At 37.4% G+C, this 15332-nt stretch carries 14 protein-coding genes; 11 read left to right on the top strand and 3 right to left on the bottom strand.

Features of this window, described 5'->3' with window-relative positions:
* The first annotated feature begins 188 nt into the window (after positions 1 to 188).
* The 5 genes from CEQ21_RS22750 (at position 189) to CEQ21_RS22730 (ending at position 6469) form a co-directional block, all read left to right on the top strand.
* On the top strand, positions 189 to 614 hold the full coding sequence (locus CEQ21_RS22750) for an EamA family transporter (RefSeq protein ID WP_213087350.1): 426 nt from the start codon (positions 189 to 191) through the stop codon (positions 612 to 614).
* 276 nt (positions 615 to 890) lie between these two features.
* Positions 891 to 3101: a sensor domain-containing protein gene (locus CEQ21_RS22745; RefSeq protein WP_185766494.1), complete on the top strand. Its 2211-nt coding sequence runs from the start codon at positions 891 to 893 to the stop codon at positions 3099 to 3101.
* 185 nt (positions 3102 to 3286) lie between these two features.
* The gene (gene glsA, locus CEQ21_RS22740) at positions 3287 to 4216 is read left to right on the top strand and encodes a glutaminase A (protein ID WP_185766493.1); all 930 of its coding nucleotides are present in this window, start codon (positions 3287 to 3289) and stop codon (positions 4214 to 4216) included.
* Between the two features lie 129 nt (positions 4217 to 4345).
* Positions 4346 to 5155: an adenosylmethionine decarboxylase gene (gene speD / locus CEQ21_RS22735; RefSeq protein ID WP_185766492.1), complete on the top strand. Its 810-nt coding sequence runs from the start codon at positions 4346 to 4348 to the stop codon at positions 5153 to 5155.
* 147 nt (positions 5156 to 5302) lie between these two features.
* The gene (locus CEQ21_RS22730) at positions 5303 to 6469 is read left to right on the top strand and encodes a M20 family metallopeptidase (RefSeq protein WP_185766491.1); all 1167 of its coding nucleotides are present in this window, start codon (positions 5303 to 5305) and stop codon (positions 6467 to 6469) included.
* A gap of 40 nt (positions 6470 to 6509) precedes the next feature.
* Here the strand turns inward: CEQ21_RS22730 and CEQ21_RS22725 are convergent, their stop codons facing one another.
* Complete coding sequence (locus CEQ21_RS22725; RefSeq protein ID WP_185766490.1) at positions 6510 to 7733, bottom strand: MFS transporter; 1224 nt, start codon at positions 7731 to 7733, stop codon at positions 6510 to 6512.
* A gap of 183 nt (positions 7734 to 7916) precedes the next feature.
* Between CEQ21_RS22725 and CEQ21_RS22720 the strand changes: the two genes are divergently transcribed.
* On the top strand, positions 7917 to 9368 hold the full coding sequence (locus CEQ21_RS22720) for an alpha-amylase (protein WP_185766489.1): 1452 nt from the start codon (positions 7917 to 7919) through the stop codon (positions 9366 to 9368).
* Positions 9369 to 9409: 41 nt separating this feature from the next.
* Here the strand turns inward: CEQ21_RS22720 and CEQ21_RS22715 are convergent, their stop codons facing one another.
* Positions 9410 to 10042: a LysE family translocator gene (locus CEQ21_RS22715; protein ID WP_185766488.1), complete on the bottom strand. Its 633-nt coding sequence runs from the start codon at positions 10040 to 10042 to the stop codon at positions 9410 to 9412.
* 185 nt (positions 10043 to 10227) lie between these two features.
* Between CEQ21_RS22715 and CEQ21_RS22710 the strand changes: the two genes are divergently transcribed.
* The 4 genes from CEQ21_RS22710 to CEQ21_RS22695 all read left to right on the top strand — a co-directional run bounded on the left by CEQ21_RS22710 (position 10228) and on the right by CEQ21_RS22695 (position 14279).
* Positions 10228 to 11211: a Gfo/Idh/MocA family protein gene (locus tag CEQ21_RS22710; RefSeq protein WP_185766487.1), complete on the top strand. Its 984-nt coding sequence runs from the start codon at positions 10228 to 10230 to the stop codon at positions 11209 to 11211.
* An 18-nt stretch (positions 11212 to 11229) separates the two neighbouring features.
* Positions 11230 to 11649: a DUF1801 domain-containing protein gene (locus CEQ21_RS22705; protein ID WP_185766486.1), complete on the top strand. Its 420-nt coding sequence runs from the start codon at positions 11230 to 11232 to the stop codon at positions 11647 to 11649.
* Positions 11650 to 11779: 130 nt separating this feature from the next.
* Entirely contained in the window at positions 11780 to 12523 is a 744-nt protein-coding gene (gene map, locus CEQ21_RS22700; RefSeq protein ID WP_185766485.1) for a type I methionyl aminopeptidase, read from the top strand.
* Positions 12524 to 12872: 349 nt separating this feature from the next.
* Positions 12873 to 14279: an amino acid permease gene (locus tag CEQ21_RS22695; RefSeq protein WP_185766484.1), complete on the top strand. Its 1407-nt coding sequence runs from the start codon at positions 12873 to 12875 to the stop codon at positions 14277 to 14279.
* 33 nt (positions 14280 to 14312) lie between these two features.
* On the opposite strand, the gene CEQ21_RS22690 is transcribed toward CEQ21_RS22695, so the two are convergent.
* Positions 14313 to 14816, bottom strand: coding sequence for a hypothetical protein (locus CEQ21_RS22690; protein ID WP_185766483.1), 504 nt, complete (start codon positions 14814 to 14816; stop codon positions 14313 to 14315).
* A gap of 189 nt (positions 14817 to 15005) precedes the next feature.
* On the opposite strand from CEQ21_RS22690, the gene CEQ21_RS22685 reads away from it, so the two are divergent.
* The gene (locus CEQ21_RS22685) at positions 15006 to 15326 is read left to right on the top strand and encodes a PadR family transcriptional regulator (protein WP_185766482.1); all 321 of its coding nucleotides are present in this window, start codon (positions 15006 to 15008) and stop codon (positions 15324 to 15326) included.
* The last annotated feature ends 6 nt before the right edge of the window (positions 15327 to 15332 follow it).

Genomic DNA, 15332 nt, shown 5'->3' with positions numbered 1-15332 from the left:
ATTATTAATGTTATTATAGAGGTATACTAACTGTCAATATACTTGAATCTATAAAACCTATAAATATACTCTGTATTTATAAAAAAGGAAAAAGAGCACAAATATAGGAGGAGACATTTTTACAAATTTTGCGATAAAAGAGTAAAATTTGCTTTACCAAACATAATACATACAAAGGGGGAATTCGTTTGTCTTGGTTACTGTTTGCTATACTCTCTGCAGTTTGTGCTGCTTTAGTTGGTATATTCGGAAAGGTCGGTCTGCAAAATATTGATTCCAATACAGCTACAGCCGTCCGCGCAATCATCATGGCACTTTTTCTATTAGTTGTTGTAGCAATAGAAGGAAATCTTCATAAAATCCCAACAATTATATCAGACAAAAAGAATTTCCTGTTTATTGTACTCAGTGGAATTGCTGGTGCAACATCATGGCTGTTTTATTTTCTCGCATTAAAAACCGGCAAGGTAACACAAGTTGCACCAATTGATAAATTAAGCGTAGTATTAGCAGCAATAATTGCGATTATTTTTCTAGGGGAAAAAATAAGTCTCCTAAACGGTGTTGGAATAGGCCTTATAACAGTTGGCGTTATTTTGGCTGCGTTGCACTAATTCTCGCTGGAGATTCAGAATAATGAGGGAAGATGTTTGTCGCCTGCAGGATACGTAGACATTTTAATGAAGCCTTTGAAGCGAGTAATCATCCTTTTTTAATAGAATAGTTCATCTACAAAATATAGCAGGAAGAGCAGTCTTCCTGTTTTTTTATGGATAAGTGTGTACAAGCACTCAACAAAACTCTGTATGATGCCGATAAAAAGAGAAATTGGGTGCAACATTTTAGACCCACAAAGAAACAGGGATAATGAAAGATAGGTGAGAGCAACAATGATCTATAAAAACAGTCAAACGAAATGGATCATTACCCTTTGTTTATTTGTTGTTCTATCAATGCTTGTAAATATCTTTTACCACTTTTTGAACCATACTGTATTTATTATTCTGCATACCATCTTCAGTCTTGTAACAATATTTTCGCTGCTGGTACTATTAAAGAATATATCAATGATCATTTTAGAATTGAGAAATAGCAGTATGAAGCTCCAGACCATTTTTGAAACAATGGATATGGCAATTTGGTATCATGATTACAAGACTGGAACACTTCTAATTACTTCTGGTATGGAAAGAATTTATGGCAGATCCATTGCAGAATTCTATCATAATAATGATTTATGGAAAGAATCTGTTCATGAAGACGATCATTATGTAATTGAAGAAAGACTAGAAGCATTAAAAACCGGAGCAGAAGTCACAAGTATTTATCGAATTGTTAAGCCAGACGGCGAAATTCGCTGGATTAAAGACAAAGGAATTCCCGGATTTGATGGATATGGCAAAAGGACAGAGTTTACAAGTATTTTTTTTGATATAACAGAAAGTAAAGAAAACGAGGACCGCTTCAGCACGCTTGTGGAGATGTCACCGGATATAATAGCTGTTGTCAGCAACTATGAAATGCTATATATCAATTATGCAGGGAGCAAGCTTATTGGCGCAGGCAGTCCTGTTGAGCTTGTCGGTAACACCGTTTATGATTTGCTGTCGAAAGAAGACTATGAAAAAATTGATAATGAATTTTCTATAAATGGCGCCACAAATTTACGTGTCGAAGTTCAAGTTAAAACATTACAGGAAAGAATTATTGATGTGGAGCTGTCCTGCATGCCAATTATGTTTGCAGGAAGACATGCGGTGCTTGTTGTTGGTCGTGATATTACCGAACGAAAGAAATCGGATAACTTAATTAAGCAATTAGCTTATCATGACACGTTAACAGAGCTGCCGAACAGGTATAGCTGTATGGTTCATTTGCATGAACGCCTTCATAGTCCTGCAGTCGATTCCTTATACGTGTTGTTTTTAGATTTGGATCAGTTTAAGCGAATCAATGATACACGAGGACATTCTACCGGTGATATTATTTTGAAAAAGGTAGCGAATACGCTTAGCTTATCGCTGAAAGAAGGAGATTTCGTCGCGCGACTCGGCGGTGATGAATTTGTGATAATTCTCGAAAACACAAATTTGCAGGAAGTGAAACAAACGGCTAACAATATACTAGAGGCCTTCAACCAGCCCCTTATTATTAAAACAGAGGAATTTTTCGTTACACCAAGCATAGGCATCAGTAATTATCCAGCAGATGGTAAGGATCAGGAAACTTTAATTAAAAATGCCGATGCCGCAATGTACTTAGCAAAGGAAAATGGAAAAAATAATTATCAGTTTTATTCACATGCACTCGAGGAAAGTGGTGCTAGAAAAATGATGCTGGAAATGGAGCTAAGAAAGGCGATTAGAAAGCATGAACTTTCTTTGTATTATCAGCCGCAATTTAACATTCTTACAGGGGAAATATTCGGCGTTGAAGCATTACTGCGTTGGAAACATCCGAAATTCGGCTTTGTTTCTCCGGCAGAATTTATCCCAATAGCAGAAGAGACAAATTTAATCGTTCCAATAGGCGATTGGGTTATCAAGCAAGCAGCCCAGCAAATGAGGGCGTGGAATAAGAAAGGCATTAATGATATAAAAATGTCGATTAATATTTCAGCAAGACAATTTCATTGCACCGATTTCGCAGAAATTATTGGGGAGCATGTCGACAAATATGGTTTAAATACAAAAATGATTGAACTGGAAATTACAGAAAGCACTTTGCAAAATATGGATTTGTCTTTAGCGATACTTCATAAACTAAAAGCATATGGATTTAATATTTCGATAGATGACTTTGGCAAAGGCTATTCGTCATTAAGCTACTTAAAGCATTTACCGATTGACACGATAAAAATTGATAAAACCTTCGTTGATGATATTACAGATCCGGTCCATCAAGGTTCATTAGTTAAGGCCATCATTGATATGGGGCATAACATGAATTTCTCCGTTATCGCCGAAGGAATCGAACAAAAAGAACAGCTGGAATTCTTAAAACAAAACCATTGTGTCCTCGGGCAAGGCTTCTACTATAGCAAACCTCTGCCAAATGAGGATATTGAAAAACTGCTGCTTAAACAAGTAGACAAACATTAACTAAAAAAGGATTGGAAGCAGCGCTCCAGTCCTTTTTTACATTACCTAAACAATGTTGGTGATTGTTTCCAGACTTTTTGTGTAGTATAAGTATATAGAAGCATGCTTGTTTAGCATGTAAGTTTATTTCCGTCTGATAAGGAAATAATGAAGTAAAACGATATTAAAAGAGTTGGTGATAAAGGATGCCATGTAAAACGGTAGAAGAGTTAGAAGTTATATTAGAAGAAGCAAAAAGCTACACAAAGGAAGGAAAAGTTGCAGATTACATACCAGCGTTAAGTAAAGCAAACCCAGATAATTTGTCGATAGCGGTTATATACCCGAACGGCACTTGTTATTCAGCAGGTTGTATAAAAGAAAAAATTACGCTGCAAAGCATTTCAAAGGTACTAACACTTGCACTGGCACTAATGGAATCAGGTGAAGATACTGTGTTTCAAAAAGTCGGCTATGAACCGACAGGAGACCCCTTCAATTCGATTGTAAAGCTGGAAATGAGTAATCCGTCCAAGCCATTAAATCCGATGATAAATGCAGGAGCACTTGCAGTTACTAGTATGATAAAAGGTGGCTCTGTCGAGGAGCGGTTTGACAACATTATTGAATTTGTGAAGAAGCTAGCTGGAAATGAAGATATCGGTTACTCAGAAGAGGTAGCAAAATCAGAATATGAAACCTCTCATCTAAACAGAGCCTTATGTCACTTTATGAAGCAGCATGGCATTATTAATGAGGATGTTGAAGAGCTGCTTGACTTGTATACGAAACAATGTGCGATTGAAGTAAATTGTCTTGATTTAGCTCGCATTGGCATTATCTTTGCCATGGATGGGGTGGAGCCAGGTACAAACAAGAGAATTATGCCCGCGCATGTTGCAAGAATTTGTAAAACCTTTATGGTTACATGCGGAATGTATAATGCATCAGGCGAATTTGCTGTACGTGTTGGCATCCCTGCGAAAAGTGGTGTTTCTGGCGGGATTTTAGGAGCGGTTCCTAATCGTTTCGGTATTGGTATTTCCGGACCTGCACTTGATGACAAAGGAAATAGTGTTGCCGGCTTGAAATTGCTTGAAATTCTGGCGAAAAAATACTCATTGAGCATGTTCTAATCATTTCCCCTAATATAGCTGCGCTTATAATATGCTTCTTGTGCCTATGGTTATTTTCAAAGAGATAGGGGTAACATAAAACTATTTGAAAGTGCACTTATTTTTCGCATAAATAGGGGGATTACGAACATGAGCCTAACACCTGAACAACGCATTGAATTGCATGGATTTAACAATCTGACTAAATCACTTAGCTTCAATATGTATGATATCTGCTATACAAGAACAAAGGAAGAACGGGAAAGTTATCTTCAATACATTGATGAGCAATATAATGCAGATAGACTAACGAGCATTCTCAAGAATGTCGCGGAAATCATTGGAGCACATGTTTTAAATGTGGCAAAGCAGGATTATGAACCGCAGGGAGCAAGTGTGACACTGCTGGTTTCTGAAGGACCTGTGGCGGAGGCTCCAGAGGATGTATTTGAAGAATCTCCTGGGCCACTGCCTGATTCTGTCGTTATCCATCTTGATAAAAGTCATATAACTGTTCATACTTATCCAGAGTACCATCCTGATGAAGGAATCAGCACATTTAGAGCAGATATAGATGTTTCTACATGTGGAGAGATATCGCCATTAAAAGCACTTAACTACCTAATTCATTCCTTTGATACAGACATAATGATTATTGATTACAGGGTCAGAGGGTTTACTCGTGATATTCATGGCCATAAATTGTTTATCGACCATGATATTAATTCCATCCAAAATTACATTCCACTAGAAGCACAGAAAATTTTCGATATGATCGATGTGAATATTTATCAAGAAAATATTTTTCATACGAAATGCAAGCTAAAGCAATTCGACTTGAATAATTATTTATTCGGTTATACCGCAGATGAGCTCAGTGATAAGGAGCAAGCAGACATAACCGAAAAACTAACAGTAGAAATGAATGAAATTTTTTACGGTAAAAATATAAACGGTTAATAAGAAAGACAGGCGATAACGTCTGTCTTTCTTATGTTTGTTTTTTGTATAAATATGCTTATAAAATAATTTTTAATCATTTTATAATGTTAATCTCCAATAATTTTGGTAAAATAGTATCATTATAGGGAGAAGGGAAAGGTTTAGTTGAAACAAACAATCATTGATACAATTGAACAACATAAAAAAACATTCGAGGAAATCAGTATATATATTGGGGAAAATCCAGAGCTTGGACATGAAGAATTCAAGGCAAGCGCTATTTTAATTAAAACATTATTAGATCATGACTTTGAGGTTGAAAGAGAGTTTTGCGGTCTGCCAACTGCTTTTCGGGCGGTATTTGACAGTGGAAAAGAAGGTCCAGTAATCGGATTTATGTCCGAATATGATGCACTGCCAGAAGTCGGACATGCATGTGGTCATAACTTGATTGGCACAATGGGGATTGCAGCAGGAATCGGTCTAAGCAAGGCGCTTGCTGAAACTGGTGGAAAGGTAATCGTCTATGGAACGCCTGCCGAAGAAACAAAGGGCGGAAAGGTAACAATGGCAGAGCAGGACATCTTTTCAGAGCTTGATGTAGCGATGATGGTTCATCCTCTTGATAATAATATGAAAAGTGGTGCATCTCTTGCAATGGATGCCATTCAATTTGAATTTTTCGGAAAAGCAGCACATGCAGCAGCAAGTCCGCATATGGGCATTAATGCATTAGATGCTGTTATCCAAACATTCAACAGCATTAACGCACTGCGCCAGCATATTACCTCAGATGCTCGTATTCATGGTATTATTCCAGAGGGTGGAAAAGCAGCAAATGTTGTACCAGATTACGCGGTTGCTCAATTCTATGTTCGTGCTGCCAAAAGAGAGTATGTAAATGAACTAGTTGAAAAGGTGAAGAAGTGTGCAGAAGGTGCTGCCCTGCAAACTGGTACAACATTTAAAGTATCAAACTATGAATTCTCATATGATGATATGATTTCAAATGACACACTTTCAGACGCATTCACAAACGAACTAGTGTCTCTTGGTATACCTGTTGAGGAAATCTATGAACAAAGAGATGGCTCTGGTTCTCTTGATATGGGAAATGTAAGCCAAGCAGTGCCGTCTATTCATCCTTATATTAAAATTTGTAACGAAGCATATGCATGCCATACACATGAATTCAGAGAGGCAGCAATGACAGATCAAGCAAGAGAAGCAATGATTGTCGGTGCTAAATCAATGGCGTTAACTGGGTATGAAGTATTAACGAACCCGGAACTATTGAAAAAGGTTAAAGATGAATTTAATCGTATGAAATAATAAAAAACAATTCCCGGCAAATTGCCGGGGATTGTTTTTGCTAAGAGACACTTTTTAACTGTTTTCCTCTTTTGTACAAATGTTTTGTATAGAAGATAATACAAAGTGTTGCTGAAATTAAGGTGCCATGGAAAATCCAAACCATTATTTTTAAGGAGCTTGCATCAAGCACAATTGGTGCAATCACAAAACCAAGGGCAAATCCAAGCGATTTTAACAGCATGCCAACACCAAATATTCTCCCTCGTATATGATTGTCCGTTTTTTGAAGAATAACAGCATGCAGGGTTGTAAAGGTTGCATCGAAAATCCCTGTTAAAAAGGCAAAGGCAAGAATAAGCCAGCTATTACTGTTAGAAAAGAACGTGATAAAGCCTGCTGACATGAGCATTGCAGACAAAAAAGCTGCATAATAAAGACTTCTATCATTGTTAAATTTAAGTTTCGGAATAATCATGGTCGAAAAAACAGAGCCAAGTCCCCATGCTGCCCAAATCAGCCCATAATATAAGCTTTGCTTTTCCTTGCTAATTATTTCAGCCAAAAGTGGAATCCCTAAGTTATGGGAGGCTCCTGCAAAAGACCCTATTAAAAAAACGACATTAACTAAAAGCAGCATTGGTGCTAATAAGATAAAAGAATTAACTTCCTTAAGATCGTTGCTGAGACTTGAAAAGATTTTTTTCACACTTCCACTAGCAGTAGTTGTGTTTTTCGGGGCAGTGGATGTTTGCCATTTCATTTTCATTAATATAAATGCAGATAAAATATAGGTAATAGCATCTATTATCAACGTCCATTTATAGCCAAGCACATTCGTTATTATTCCCGCACCGATAAATCCGAATACAAGACTAATTGATGTCAGCCTTGCTATAAGTGCGTTTGTTTCGATTACTTTGTCCTCACCAAATATTTGCGGAATTTCGGCACTATAGCTAACTGCAAACAGGCTAGTTGTGAAACCAATCAAAAAGCATACTGTAATAATCATGATAGGATTAGGAAAAAACAGCAGTAATAATATGATGGCAGCTCGCAAAATATCAGCAATTATCATAATCTTGCGTCTGTCAAATCGATCAGCAAGTACGCCTGAAAAAACACTCGAAATAAAGCCTCCCAGTGTGCGGAAAGCCATTGTAGCAGCTAGCAAGCCGGTGCTCCCAGTTGCCGCGTACATTAAAACATTTATAGCTATTAAATCCATATAAGTTCCCAAATCTGAAAATGCCTTCACATATAAAAAAATCTTCTTATTCATCGAAGCTCCTTTGCTGTTTATTATTTTTGATTATTCTGTTTTTTTATTGTAAATGCCATATCAATATTTCGCAATACGAATAAATATTATGAAAAAAATTTTCTAATTAGCTAACTAAAATGCTTCAAAAAAATAAAATTGGGGTACTTATTAGGCATAATCCTAAAATTAAGGAGTGTTTCTATGGAAAACAAAACAATTATGCAATTTTTTGAATGGCATTTAGATGCTGATGGCAACCATTGGAAAAGATTGAAAGAAAGAGCAAGTGAATTAAAGGAAGCTGGAATTGATGCTGTGTGGGTTCCACCTGTGACGAAAGGAATTACCCAAGATGATAATGGCTATGGCATCTACGACCTTTACGATCTTGGAGAATTCGATCAAAAAGGGACAGTCCGTACGAAATATGGGACAAAGGAGGAGCTGCTTGAAGCAATACAGGCTTGCCATAATGTCGGGATTTCCGTGTATGTCGATATTGTGATGAACCATAAAGCAGGAGCAGACGAATTAGAAACCTTTAAGGTTGTCGAAGTGAATCCAGATAACAGGGAGGAAGATATTTCAGAGCCACATGATATCGAAGGGTGGACGAAATTCACTTTCCCTGGCAGAAATGGACAATATTCTGATTTTCAATGGAATTACACCCACTTTAATGGGACAGATTATGATGCTAAAGAAGAGAAGGAGGGAGTATTCCGTATCCTTGGTGAAAACAAGTATTGGAATAACAATGTTGATAAAGAGTTGGGTAACTATGACTTCTTAATGTTCTCCAATATTGATTTTAATAATGAAACGGTCAGGGAAGAGATGTTTAAATGGGGGGAATGGATAAGCGAAACACTTTCATGCAATGGCTTCCGACTTGATGCAATCAAGCATATTAATCATGAATTCATCAAGGATTTTGCTGTCCATTTAAAGAAAGAAAAAGGCGATGATTTTTATTTTGTCGGCGAGTTTTGGAAGGGTGAAATTGACGAATGCAAGCAGTTCTTAGAGGAAATGGATTACACGATTGACTTGTTTGATGTTCCGCTCCACTATAAGCTACATACAGCATCGATACAAGGCAGCGAGTTTGATTTATCAACAATATTTGATGATACATTAGTTAAACTGCATCCGATGAATAGTGTCACATTTGTTGACAATCATGACACACAGCCGAATGAATCGTTAGAATCGTGGGTGGAGGATTGGTTTAAACAGATTGCCTACAGCTTAATTTTGTTGCGAGAGGATGGCTATCCTTGTGTGTTTTATGGAGATTATTATGGAATAAAAGGGCCAGTGCCTGTTGATGGCAAACGAATGGCTATTGATCCGCTCCTTTACGCAAGGAAAAAGAAAGCTTACGGACAACAGGATGATTATTTTGATGATAAAAATGTTATCGGCTGGGTCAGACATGGCGATGAAAGTATTGAAAAATCAGGCTGTGCTGTCGTCATTTCAAATGATATGGAAGGCAGTAAGCGCATGTTTGTCGGCACAGAACGCGCTGGCGAAACGTGGGTTGACTTAACAAACACAAGAAACGAAGAAATAGTCATAGAAGAGGATGGCTTTGCTGATTTCAAAGTTGATGGGCAAAGTGTTTCCGTTTGGGGACTTCCTAACTAATATAGCAGAAAAAAGGAACGGTTTTAATCGTTCCTTTTTTTCTAGTAAAATAGCTTATTAAGCCCTTGGAACGCAAAGTAAACACCGAATAATAAAAGCGTGATGCCTGAGATGATGGAGATTATTCTTAACGTGTTTTTATTAAGAAATTTCCTAAAGCCTGAGGTAAGTGCTGCAAAGGTAACATCCCAGATTGTGAGTCCGATAAAAATCATACTGCTGTATATAAGCAAAGTGCCTGTACCATTTTCTGATGCTGTTTTTGCTAAAACAGATCCATAGATACCAAGCCAAAACAGAAAGGACAATGGACTTGTTGCAGATAATATAAACCCAGTCATAAAGCATTTGAATAAGGAGTCTTTCCCTCTTATATCATCTAGTTTAATAGAATTAGCACTAACAATACTTTCAACACCTGTATAAATAAAGATAAATCCTCCGAAAAGCCATAGAAATACTTGCACATAGGACAATTCTAAAAAATTGACCATGCCAAGATACACCATCAGCATAAAGATGGCATCTGCGACCAATGAGCCAATGCCGACAACCCACGCATGCCAAAATCCATTTTTAATTCCCTTATCAAGTCGAGCTGAATTAACAGGACCTATTGGTGCAGCTAAAGTAAACCCTAATAAAATATAGCCAAGTAATATGCTTAGGCTCATTTTTATCCCTCCATCACAACTGCTTGTACATCCAAGTCTATGTTTAGCAAAAAGCAATTATGTTTCAATGGTTTCGAAAGTGTCCATTGAAATGTGTGTCAAATTTGTAAAAAGAAGTACTCATCATATGTTTTTATCTGACAGTCTGCTATTCTAGTAATAAACAAATAGAAAGTGGTGGAGACATGATACGATTTGGCATTGTTGGTTCCAACTGGATAACAGAGAGATTTATTAAAGCAGGAAGGCAGCATGAACAGTTTTTAGTAAGCGCTGTCTATTCGCGCTCCGAAAAAAAGGCGCAGGAGTTTGCAAAAAAGCAGCAAATTAAGCATGCCTTTCATAATCTCGAGGAAATGGCAGCTTCTACAGAAATAGATGCAGTATATATTGCCACACCGAATAGCCTTCATTGTGAACAGGCAATACTGTTTATGAATAATAAAAAGCATGTTATATGTGAGAAGCCATTTGCCTCTAACCGTGAAGAAGCAGAAATGATGATGGCAGCAGCAAGGAATAACGGAGTGTCATTAATGGAAGCAATGAAATCAACACTTATGCCCAATTTCCTTGCTGTGAAGGAAAACATTCATAAAATCGGAAAAATCCAGTCCTATTTCTCAGCCAATTGCCGATTATCTCCGTTTTATGAGCAATACAAAAATGGCGAACTGCCAAACCTTTTTAATCCAAAGCTATCTGGCGGAGCGTTAATGGATTTAGGTGTTTATACTGTATACCCGATTGTTGAATTATTTGGTGCACCAAAATCTATTGCTGCATTTGGGAATCTTTTGTCAACAGGTGTTGATGGAAATGGCCAAATAACGCTTGAATATGATGGTTTTAGAGCAAATGTATTGTTCTCCTGCATATCTGAATCGACATTGCCGACAGAAATCCAAGGAGAAGATGGCACGATGCTGATTCAGCATATATCCAGTCCGAAAAAGGCAGAGATACTAACTGCTAATGGAATAACAGAGGATATCAGCAAACAAGAACAGCTCGAGCCAATGTACTATGAAATCAAGGAATTTATCGAAACGATTCAATCCTATACGATTGAATCTCCTCACAACACATGGGAAAAAACTTTAATTACAATGGGAATTTTAGATGAAGCAAGAAGGCAAATGGGAGTCACAATGGCAGACATAAGCTAAAATAAAGGAGCTGGGCCCATGTATGAATTAAAAACAAAGGAAACAGAAAATAGTGTGATCGAATTTATTGAAGCAGTGGAGAGCGTTAAAAAGCGCGAGGATGCTTATAAATTATTGGATATTTTTGCGGAAACAACGAATTTACCTGCAAAAATGTGGGGACCAAGCATTATTGGGTTTGGAGCTTATCATTATAAATACGCGACAGGACATGAGGGTGATGCACCCTTAGTTGGCTTTTCACCAAGAAAGGCAAAAATCAGCCTTTATTTTGCACCAGGGGAGCAAAAGCGAGACGAATTATTAAAACGCTTTGGCAAACACACGACAGGGAAGGCTTGTGTATACATAAATAAAGTCGCAGATATTGAAATAGATGTTTTAAAGGAGCTCATTGCATCCTCTGTCAAATTCCTGCAAGAAACATATCCTGAATAACAGGTATTGATCACCTCATACAATTGTTAGGAAGGGGATATATTTTACTAATAAAGGATGTTAGACTATAATAATAACGTTTAAGTGGATGAATGAAGCAACGTTAGATGAAACAAAGAGGAGAAAGTATATGATTGTTAAAAATGAGCAAGACATTAATGGATTAATGGAAATTGGAAAAATAGTCAGCTTAATTAGGGAAGAACTATATAGCAAAACGGTTCCTGGCATCACGACAAAGGAATTGGATGAACTGGCAGGGAAATTATTCGCAAGTCATGGCGCTGTGTCAGCACCTCAAGACATGTATGATTTTCCAGGCTATACATGTATTTCTGTTAATGATGAGGTGGCTCATGGGATTCCAGGAAGCCGCGTTATTCAGGAAGGCGACTTAGTTAATATTGACGTTTCGGCAAGCAAAAACGGCTATTTCGCAGATACTGGCAAGTCTTTCGTTGTCGGCAATGGAGACCCTAAATTAGTGAAATTATGTGAAGTAGCAAAAGAAGCATTTGAAGAAGGACTTAAATGCTTTAAACCAGGCGCTAAAAAGAACAGAATCGGAAAATTTGTTTATAATACGGCTAAAAAGCATGGATTTACGGTTATTAAAAACCTGACTGGCCACGGTATCGGCACATCCCTGCACGAAGAGCCAGATCATATCCTTAATTATTTTGATTCATGGGATAACGACCTTCTGAAAGAAGGAATGGTTATTGCCTTTGAGCCATTTATTTCGACTAGTGCTGAAGAAGTGTATGAAGAGTCTGATGGCTGGACATTCTCAACGAAAAACAAAAGCTTTGTAGCACAATATGAGCATACCGTAATCATTACAAAAGATAAGCCTATTATTACAACATTATAAAATAAAGCCAGCAGAATTCATTTCTGCTGGCTTTATTTTACATACTTTGTGATTTTTTATTCAGAATATTTTAGTACTTTAGCAGAGTAAACTTTATTATTGACAGCACTAGTTTTTTTGCCGTATGGTATATATATACCGTTCACCGTATTTTGATTAATTCGGATCGGAGCAGGCCTAACAAAAAGTTAGAGACAATTGCCGCTTACGGAAATTACTAATGGATGTGCTTGTATTCTTTAATTTTAAATTGGAAAAATAGTAGAAGTATATGTATTTTTTACAATCTTTAAGTAATCTCCAATGTACAACTAAGTAATTACACAATAAAGGAGAGAACATAAACATCATGAGCAATGGTAATAAACTTGGACTAGCTATATTGACATCACTTGTTGTCGGTAATATGGTCGGTTCGGGAATCTTTATGCTTCCTCGATCTCTGTCAGAGGTAGCAAGTCCTGCCGGTGTTATACTCGCATGGGTTTTAACTGGGTTAGGAGTATTAGTGACAGCTTTAGTCTTTGGGAATTTAGCAATAAGAAAACCCGAATTAACTGGTGGTCCGCAAATATATGCAAAGCAGTTGTTTAAGGAAGGGTCCAACCTGTCGTTGCTGTCCGGATTTATGTCTTCATGGGGATATTGGATTGGGAACCTTGCAGGAAATGTCGCGATAATCACAACATTTGCCGGTTATTTATCAACGTTTTTCCCTATTTTAACTAGTGAGGCTGTCCTGTTTACAGCAGGATCCTTTACTTTAAAAGCCGGCAATGCCTTTACCTTCGCCGTTTGTACCTTACTTTTATGGGGGACACATTTTATTATTCTGCGCGGGCTTGAAAATGCAGGGAAACTGAATTTCCTAGCTACTGCAGCTAAAGTTGTCGGTTTTTTGCTGTTTATCATTATTGCCCTGTTTGCGTTTGAAGTAAGTAATATCCTGCCATTTGCAGAAGCAAAAACAGATGCAGCAGGTAACTCTGTTGGTTTATTAGGACAAGTTAACAATGCAGCTGTGACGACACTGTGGGCATTTCTTGGCGTAGAATCTGCCGTTGTATTTGCAGGCAGAGCCAAAAAGAAAATTGATGTGAAACGTGCTACCATTTTGGGTCTGTTCCTTGCGCTAGCAATCTATATTGGCATAAGCACATTGGTTATGGGGCTGTTAAGTCAAGATGCACTTGTTTCCTCACAAAAACCATTGATTGATGCCATCGAGGTCGTGCTTGGTTCGATTGGCGGCAAGATCCTTGCTGGGATTGGACTAATCAGCTTATTCGGATCCACAATCGGCTGGGTAATGCTAAGTGCGGAAATACCTTATCAAGCTGCAAAGCAAGGGATCTTCCTGAATCCCTTTAAAAGAGAAAACAAACATGGCATGCCAGTATTTTCATTAGTGCTGACAAACATACTTGGACAATTATTCATTTTCTCTACTGTGTCAAACAGTATTTCACAAGCATTTGATTTTGTCATTTACATCGCTACATTGGCTTATCTTGTTCCATACTTGATTGCCTCGTTGTTCCAAGTGAAGCTTACCTTCACTGGAGAAACATATATTCATAATAAAGGCCGCAGAATAGACATGGTAATCGGTATACTTGCATCCATCTACTCGATATGGGTCATCATTGCAGGAACAGCAGATATTAAGACATTCCTGTTCGGAGTCATTTTACTCGCAAGCGGCATATTATTCTATCCAAAAGTCCGCCGTAACCAAAATCTCACGAATAAATAATAAAAAAGCGAAGCATTTCTGCTTCGCTTTTTTTCATACAGAGGATGCACTATCCTTTTCCTCCCAGTCCACGTTATGCTCTTCTGCGAGCTTATCAATCTCATTTTGATATTCACGAAGCAGGGAGCGAGCTTCTTCAAGCATCCCATTAGCCTCTTCTATTAACAATGGATCCTGTGTTTCAAGCGCTCTGACAATTTTAACAAACGCATTATATTGAAGATCTGCGCCTTCTATATAAATCTCATGAATTTCCCTTAACTCACTTGTTTCAATTGGAACAGAATTTAATTCTTTAATAAACTCATTGTAGGTTGGAATGACAGTTGATATTAAAGCATCATACATGGTTATATCATCACTATAGTTTATTCCTGAAACTTGGTCATAGGCAGACACAGCAGTTGCCTCTAGTTCAAATGCTGTTAGCATTTCCTTATTAACATAGTCCATAAGATCATCCTGAATCGGATCATTAAAGCATGCAGATAAAACAAGCATGAGTGGTAAAATGGAGAAAAAAATAACTTTTTTCACTAAAAAACCTCCTTTACCCTCAATTTATGAAGGAATGGAAGTCCACTATGTGTAGCAGAAAAGCCCAATTATTGAAAAAAAGGAAAATAATTACCTTACTATCTTGTAAAGCAAAATAGTGTATGCTAATCTGTATATATTAGCTATCTTGCAATGCAAAATAGCTGTCAAAGGAAAGGAAAGAAGCAGATGTCATCAAGTCAAATGCTTAAAGGCGTGCTTGAGGGCTGTTTATTAGCAGTCATCGCAAAAGGCGAAGTGTATGGGTATGAAATGATTGAAAGATTAGAAGAGTACGGTTTTACAATGATTAGCGAAGGCAGCATCTATCCTGTGCTGCTGCGAATGAAAAAAGAAAAGCTTGTTCATGTCGAATCAAAAGCATCACCATCCGGTCCGAAACGAAAGTATTACACATTAACAGAACAAGGCTACAGCGAATTAGCACAATTCGAAGAAAAATGGCAGCTTTTATCCAACAGCGTCAACGAATTATTAAAAAAGAAATAAAGGAGG

The organism is Niallia circulans (assembly GCF_007273535.1).
GTDB lineage: Bacteria > Bacillota > Bacilli > Bacillales > Cytobacillaceae > Niallia > Niallia circulans_B.
The sequence above is the reverse complement of the archived record's forward strand: the minus strand, read 5'-3'. Positions and strand labels throughout refer to the sequence as shown.

Excerpts from the sequence above, each read along its gene's own strand:
- CEQ21_RS22745 (WP_185766494.1), top strand. The coding sequence starts at position 891 with ATGATCTATAAAAACAGTCAAACGAAATGGATCATTACCCTTTGTTTA.
- glsA (WP_185766493.1), top strand. The coding sequence starts at position 3,287 with ATGCCATGTAAAACGGTAGAAGAGTTAGAAGTTATATTAGAAGAAGCA.
- speD (WP_185766492.1), top strand. The coding sequence starts at position 4,346 with ATGAGCCTAACACCTGAACAACGCATTGAATTGCATGGATTTAACAAT.
- CEQ21_RS22725 (WP_185766490.1), bottom strand. The coding sequence starts at position 7,733 with ATGAATAAGAAGATTTTTTTATATGTGAAGGCATTTTCAGATTTGGGA.
- CEQ21_RS22720 (WP_185766489.1), top strand. The coding sequence starts at position 7,917 with ATGGAAAACAAAACAATTATGCAATTTTTTGAATGGCATTTAGATGCT.
- CEQ21_RS22715 (WP_185766488.1), bottom strand. The coding sequence starts at position 10,042 with ATGAGCCTAAGCATATTACTTGGCTATATTTTATTAGGGTTTACTTTA.
- CEQ21_RS22710 (WP_185766487.1), top strand. The coding sequence starts at position 10,228 with ATGATACGATTTGGCATTGTTGGTTCCAACTGGATAACAGAGAGATTT.
- CEQ21_RS22705 (WP_185766486.1), top strand. The coding sequence starts at position 11,230 with ATGTATGAATTAAAAACAAAGGAAACAGAAAATAGTGTGATCGAATTT.
- map (WP_185766485.1), top strand. The coding sequence starts at position 11,780 with ATGATTGTTAAAAATGAGCAAGACATTAATGGATTAATGGAAATTGGA.
- CEQ21_RS22695 (WP_185766484.1), top strand. The coding sequence starts at position 12,873 with ATGAGCAATGGTAATAAACTTGGACTAGCTATATTGACATCACTTGTT.
- CEQ21_RS22685 (WP_185766482.1), top strand. The coding sequence starts at position 15,006 with ATGTCATCAAGTCAAATGCTTAAAGGCGTGCTTGAGGGCTGTTTATTA.